Annotated in this window: 6 protein-coding genes; 1 reads left to right on the forward strand and 5 read right to left on the reverse strand. The window is 69.2% G+C overall.

The window, feature by feature from the left end:
- Positions 1-31: 31 nt before the first annotated feature.
- The 3 genes from WD341_RS19405 to WD341_RS19415 form a co-directional block, all read right to left on the reverse strand.
- Entirely contained in the window at positions 32-1,354 is a 1,323-nt protein-coding gene (locus WD341_RS19405; protein WP_368427145.1) for an ABC transporter substrate-binding protein, read from the reverse strand.
- A 77-nt stretch (positions 1,355-1,431) separates the two neighbouring features.
- Entirely contained in the window at positions 1,432-2,499 is a 1,068-nt protein-coding gene (locus tag WD341_RS19410) for an ABC transporter ATP-binding protein (protein WP_368427146.1), read from the reverse strand.
- Between the two features lie 173 nt (positions 2,500-2,672).
- A complete protein-coding gene (locus WD341_RS19415) occupies positions 2,673-3,413 on the reverse strand; it encodes an SDR family oxidoreductase (RefSeq protein WP_368427147.1) in 741 nt (246 codons plus the stop codon).
- Between the two features lie 119 nt (positions 3,414-3,532).
- Here WD341_RS19415 and WD341_RS19420 point away from each other — a divergent pair, with 119 nt between their 5' ends.
- Positions 3,533-4,285, forward strand: coding sequence for an SDR family NAD(P)-dependent oxidoreductase (locus WD341_RS19420; RefSeq protein ID WP_368427148.1), 753 nt, complete (start codon positions 3,533-3,535; stop codon positions 4,283-4,285).
- A 31-nt stretch (positions 4,286-4,316) separates the two neighbouring features.
- Here WD341_RS19420 and WD341_RS19425 read toward each other — a convergent pair whose 3' ends face one another.
- The gene (locus WD341_RS19425; protein ID WP_368427149.1) at positions 4,317-5,597 is read right to left on the reverse strand and encodes a TRAP transporter large permease; all 1,281 of its coding nucleotides are present in this window, start codon (positions 5,595-5,597) and stop codon (positions 4,317-4,319) included.
- Positions 5,598-5,607: 10 nt separating this feature from the next.
- Positions 5,608-6,138, reverse strand: a 531-nt coding sequence (locus WD341_RS19430; protein WP_368427150.1) for a TRAP transporter small permease, incomplete at its 5' end; no start/stop codon positions are given.

The raw sequence follows: 6,138 nt of genomic DNA on the forward strand, positions 1-6,138 counted from the left end.
CCCCCCCCCCCCCCCCCCCGCCGGGTCTCGGTCAGACCCGGTAGTAGCGCTCGGCCCGCTTGGCGGCGCGCTCGGCCGCCTCCTTGGGCGAGCGGTCGCCCGCGCAGGCCTCGGCGAACATGTTGACGACGATGTAGTCGGCCATCGCCACGGCCGAGGCGTAGCCCAGGTCGCCGCTGTAGCCGTTCCACAGCATGTTCTTCACGCAGTCCCGATAGGGCGTGTGCTTGGGGTCCTCGGTCCAGATCGGGTTCTGCTCGTAGGCCGCCAGCGGCTGGGTGATGTAGCCGATCGCCGCCTGCTGCCAGGGCTCGTACTGCTCGCGCTCCCACATGAAGCGCAGGTACTCCTTCGCCGCGTTGGGGTACTTGGAGTAGTTGAACAGCATCGCCTGGGTGAAGAGGTGCAGCTCGGTCGGCTTGCCGACCGGCCCGATCGGCATGTTGACGTGGTAGATGTCCTTGGCCAGTTCCTTCATCGCCGCGTCATCGGACATCTTGGCGGCGTAGTAGACCGAGATGCCGTTGTTGGTGGCGCTGATCTCGCCGGCGAGGAAGGCCTTGTTGTTGTTCGAGTCCAGCCACGACAGGGTGCCCGGGACGAAGTTCTCGTAGAGCTCCTTGACGTACTCGAGGGCGGCCACGGTCTCGTCGCTGTTGAGCACGACCTCGTTGTTGTCGTCGACCATCTTGCCGCCGAAGCCCCACAGGATGGTGTGGACCCAGCCGTTGCCGTCGCCGACCGCGTTGCCGAGGGCCATGCCCATCGGGCGGTTGTTCTTCTTGAGCGCCTGGGCGCACTTCAGGACTTCCTGGTAGTCCCGCGGGAACTCCTCGAAGCCCGCTTCCTGGACCCAGGACTGGCGGTAGACCATGCAGGCGCCGGCGGCGCCCAGCGGCAGGCCGATCCAGCGGCCGTCGCGCGTGGCGTAGCGCTCGGCGACGGGATACCAGCCGCCGTACTTGTTGCCGAGGTAGCCGGCCAGGTCGGTCAGGTCGACCAGCTTGTCCGGGTACTGGTGCGGGTCGTCGAACCAACCGACGATGATGTCCGGCCCGTCGCCGACGTTGGCTGCCACCGCCGCCTTGGGACGCACGTCCTCCCAGGACTCGTTGTCGATGCGCACCTCGACGCCTGTCGCCTCGGTGAACTTCTTGGTGTTGGCGAGCCACTGCACCTCGTCGCCCTCGACGAAGCGGCGCCAGCGCAGGACGCGCAGGGAGGCGCCTTCCTCGGGCTTGAAGGACAGGCTGTCCTGGGCGAAGGCGCCGCCCGCGCCGAGCAGCTTCGAGCCGACGGCACCGGCAGCGAGGCCGGCACCGGTCTGCAACACGTCACGTCTGGTGAACTTCATCGCAGTCTCCTCCCGTCTTCGTTATGGGCCCGCGCCGCGACGTGGCGTTGGCCTTCTTGGTTCGGAGCGGGCGGCGCTCACGCCTCGAGTCGTCGTCCGGTCTCCGCGTCGAACAGATGGATGTGGCCCGGCATCGGCGCGATCCGGATTTCCTCGCCGGGCCGGAAGCGGTGGCGCTCGCGGAAGGCTGCGATCACGTCGGTGCCGCCGAGCTTGCAGACCACCTGGGTTTCGGAGCCGGTCGGCTCGACGACCACGACCTCGGCGGCGGCGCCGTCGGTGGCCAGCTGCAGGTGCTCCGGGCGGATGCCGAGCACGACCGGACGGCCGTGGGCGCCGGCCGGCGCCTTGTCGAGCGGCAGGCTGACGTCCCCGGCGGCGAGGAAGCGGGGGCGGCCCTCGGTCGCCAGGCGGCCCTCCAGGAAGTTCATGGCCGGCGAGCCGATGAAGCCGGCGACGAAGAGGTTGTCGGGGCGGTCGTAGAGCTCGAGCGGCTCGCCGACCTGCTCGACCCGGCCGTCGTTCATGACGACGATCTTGTCGGCCATGGTCATGGCCTCGATCTGGTCGTGGGTGACGTAGACCGTGGTCGAGCTCAGGCGCTGGTGCAGCGCGCGGATCTCGGTGCGCATGGCGACGCGCAGCTTGGCGTCGAGGTTGGACAGCGGCTCGTCGAACAGGAAGACCTTCGGATCGCGCACGATCGCGCGGCCCATGGCGACACGCTGGCGCTGGCCGCCCGAGAGCTGCCGGGGAAAGCGGTCGAGGTACTTGTCGAGGTCGAGGATCGCCGCGGCCTGGCCGACTCGCCGGTCGATCTCCTCCTTGGGCGCGCGGCGCAGCTTGAGGCTGAATGCCATGTTGTCGAACACGCTCATGTGCGGATAGAGCGCGTAGTTCTGGAACACCATCGCGATGTCGCGTTCCTTCGGCGGCACCAGGTTGACCACCTTGCCGTCGATCGCGATCTCGCCGCCGGTGATCGATTCGAGGCCGGCGAGCATGCGCAGCAGGGTCGACTTGCCGCAGCCCGACGGGCCGACCAGGACGACGAACTGGCCGTCGGCGATGTCTATATCGACCCCGTGGATGACTTCCGTGGCACCGAATGCCTTGCGCACATCGACGATATCGACGGCCGCCATGGACGCTCCCCGTACCAGTTCCAGGGCCGGCCTTCTTTGGGGCCGGCGTTGCCCGCATTAGGGGGCCGCAAGGCCGGATCGGTCAACCCGTTTTCCGGGTGACTGCGCAAGTCTGCGGGCCGAGCCGAGGGTCGGGGGGCGTCATGGGCGGCGGGACGGCGGTGCGCGGGCTGCTAGATGCCGAGGCCGCCGTCGATCACCATGGCCGTGCCGGTGACGAAGGCGGCCGCGTCGCTGCCCAGGTACACCGCCATCTCGGCGATCTCCTCCGGCCGCCCCAGCCGGCCCATCGGCTGGCGGGCGACGAAGGCCTTGCGCGCCGCGACCGGATCGTCGAAGGCGGCGATGCGCTGGTCGAGCGAAGGCGATTCGACGGTGCCGGGGCAGATGCAGTTGCAGCGCAGGCCGCGGCCGACGAAGTCCGCGGCGACCGATTTCGTCAGCCCGATCACCGCCGCCTTGCTGGCGCCGTAGGCGCAGCGGAAGGGGATGCCCTTCAGCGAGGAGGCCATCGAGGCGATGTTGACGATCGAGCCGCCGCCGCGCTCCAGCATGGCCGGTAGGAAGGCATGGATCGTGCGGTACATGGACTTGACGTTGAGGTCGAAGGCGAAGTCCCACTCCTCCTCGCTGCAGTCCAGGACCGAGCCGTGATGCACGTAGCCGGCGCAGTTGAACAGGATGTCGAGGCCGCCGATCTCGCCGGCCAGCGCCGCCACGGCGGCGGAGTCGAGCACGTCGAGGCGGCGTGCCGTGATCCCCGCCTCGCGGCCCAGCGCCTTGAGCGCCGCCTCGTTGATGTCGGTGGCGACGACCTCGGCGCCCTCGGCGGCGAAGGCGAGGGCCGTGGCCCGGCCGATGCCCTGGCCGGAGGCGGTGCAGAGGGCGCGCTTGCCTGCCAGTCGTCGAGACATCGTCAACTCCCTGTTCGTCGTGGCGCGGTCCGGCCAGCCCTGGGCGGCGGGCGGATCCGCGTTATAGGATGCGCGCCGTCGCCAAGGAACGCAGTCCAGGAAACCGGAGGAACATCCCCATGAATCGCATCGACCTCGACGGCCGCCGCGCCGTGATCACCGGCGGCGCCCAGGGCATCGGGCGCGCCGTCGCCGAGCGCTTCCTCGAGTCGGGCGCCAGGGTCGCGATCTGGGACCGGGACGGGGCGCTGGCGGCAAAGACGGCCGCGGCGCTCGGCGGCGGCGAAGCCTGCCGGGCGGTGGCCTGCGACGTCACCGACTGGGCCTCGGTGCAGGCGGCACGGGACGCGACGCTCGCGGCCTTCGGCGGCCTCGACATCCTGGTCGCCAACGCCGGCATCTCCGGGGCCAACGCCAGCGTCGCCGACTATCCGGTGGAGGAATGGCAGCGGGTCCTGGACATCGACCTGACCGGCGTCTTCCTGTGCTGCAAGGCCGTGGTGCCGACCATGACCGAGGCCGGCTACGGCCGCATCGTCAACGTCGCCTCGATCGCCGGCAAGGAGGGCAACCCCAACGCCAGCGCCTACTCGGCCGCCAAGGCCGGCGTCATCGCCCTGACCAAGAGCCTGGGCAAGGAGCTCGCCGACCGCGACATCGCGGTCAACTGCATCACGCCGGCCGCGGCCAAGACCGCGATCTTCGACCAGATGAGCCAGACCCACATCGACTACATGCTCTCGAAGATCCCGCGCGCGCGCTTCCTCAAGGTCGAGGAGGTCGCGTCCCTGGTCGCCTGGCTGGTCTCGGCCGAGAACGCCTTCACCACCGGCGCGGTCTTCGACCTGTCCGGCGGGCGCGCGACCTACTGAGCGCGACGCGGCGCGGGTCATCGAGGCCCGCTCACCGGTAGATCAGGGTCGGCAGCCAGAGCGAGAGCTGCGGCAGGAAGGTCACCAGCAGCAGCACCGCGACCAGCGGGATCAGGAACGGCAGGGTCGCCGAGACGCAGCGCTCGAAGGGCACGCCCGAGACCCGGGACAGCACGTAGAGCACCATGCCGACCGGCGGCGTCAGCAGGCCGATCATCAGGTTGAGCACCATGATCACGCCGAAATGCACCGGGTCGATGCCGACCTTCAGGATGATGGGAAGCAGCACCGGCACCAGGATGGTGATCGCAGCGATGGTCTCCATGAAGAAGCCGACGACCAGCAGCAGCAGGTTCATCAGCAGCAGGATGACGATGGGGTTCTCGCTGATGCCGAGCAGGATCGCGGCGAAGTGCTCGGTGACCCGGCTGCTGGTCAGGATCCAGGCGAAGATCGAGGCGCCGGCGACGATGAACAGGACGACGGCGGTGGTCTCGATGGTGTCGAAGCTGACCCGCAGCAGCCGCCGCCAGGTCAGCGTTCGGTAGACCACCGCGCCCAGGAACAGGGCGTAGGCGCTGGCCGCGATCGCCGCCTCGGTCGGCGTGAAGATGCCGAACAGGATGCCGCCGACGATGATCACCGGCGTCATCAGCGACAGGAAGGCCTTGACGAAGGTGCGGCCGAGGCGGCGCAGCTCGAAGGCGGCGTCGCGCGGGTAGCGGCGTCGATGCGCGTACCAGGCGACCATCAGCATCAGCGAGACGGCCATCAGCAGGCCAGGAATGAAGCCCGCGGCGAACAGCTGGCCGATCGAGGCCGAGGCCATGACGCCGTAGATGACCATGGGCAGCGAGGGCGGCACGATCGGCCCGATGGTCGAGGAGGCGGCGGTGACCCCGACCGAGAAGGCGGGATCGTAGCCGGCGTCGCGCATCGCCTTGATCTCGATGGTGCCGAGGCCGCCGGCGTCGGCCACGGCGGCGCCCGACATGCCGGCGAAGATCACCGAGGCGCCGACGTTGACGTGGCCCAGGCCGCCGCGCATCCAGCCGATACAGGCCTTGGCGAAGTCGAAGATCCGGTTGGTGATGCCGGCCGTGTTCATCAGGTTGCCGGCCAGGATGAAGAAGGGCACGGCGAGCAGCGGGAAGGAATCGACGCCGTTGATCATGCGGTGCACGACGACGACGTCGGGAATCCGCTCCGACAGCAGGATGAAGACCAGCGAGGAGCCGGCCAGCGCCAGCGCGACCGGCACGCCGAGGATGATCATGCCGAACAACAGGACGAACAGCAGGGTGATCAGCATGAAAGGGGCCCTAGCCGACGGCTGAGCGGGAGGGGGCGTCGGCCGTGCGGTTGCGCAGGCGGCGCCAGAACCAGCGCAGCGCGAGGCAGCCCATGGCGACGAAGGCGAGGCAGACCAGCCAGTAGACAACGGACTTCGGCACGTCGATCGAGACCATCATCTGCTTGGTGCGCAGGGCCAGGCGGGCGGTCAGCAGGGCGAAGAAGAAGAAGGTGGCGGCGCTGGCGGCGTCGATCGCCAGGTCGACGATCCGGTTGGCCCGCCTCGGCAGGTAGCGGGCGAGCAGCTCGACGGCGATGTGGTCGCGCTTGCGCACGCCGATGACGGCGCCGGCGAAGGTCACGGCGATCAGCAGGTAGCGCGCGATCTCCTCCGTCCAGGCGAGGGAGTCGTTGAGGACGTAGCGAGTGAAGAACTGCAGGAAGACGACGACGGACAGGCCCCAGAACAGCAGGAAGACCAGGGAATCCTCAGGGCGCAGGTCGGCGAGGGAGACCGGCTCGTCGTCGTCGAGCACGGCCGGCGCCAAGCCGGGCGGCGG

The organism is Tistlia sp. (assembly GCF_040905785.1).
Classification (GTDB): domain Bacteria; phylum Pseudomonadota; class Alphaproteobacteria; order Kiloniellales; family DSM-21159; genus Tistlia.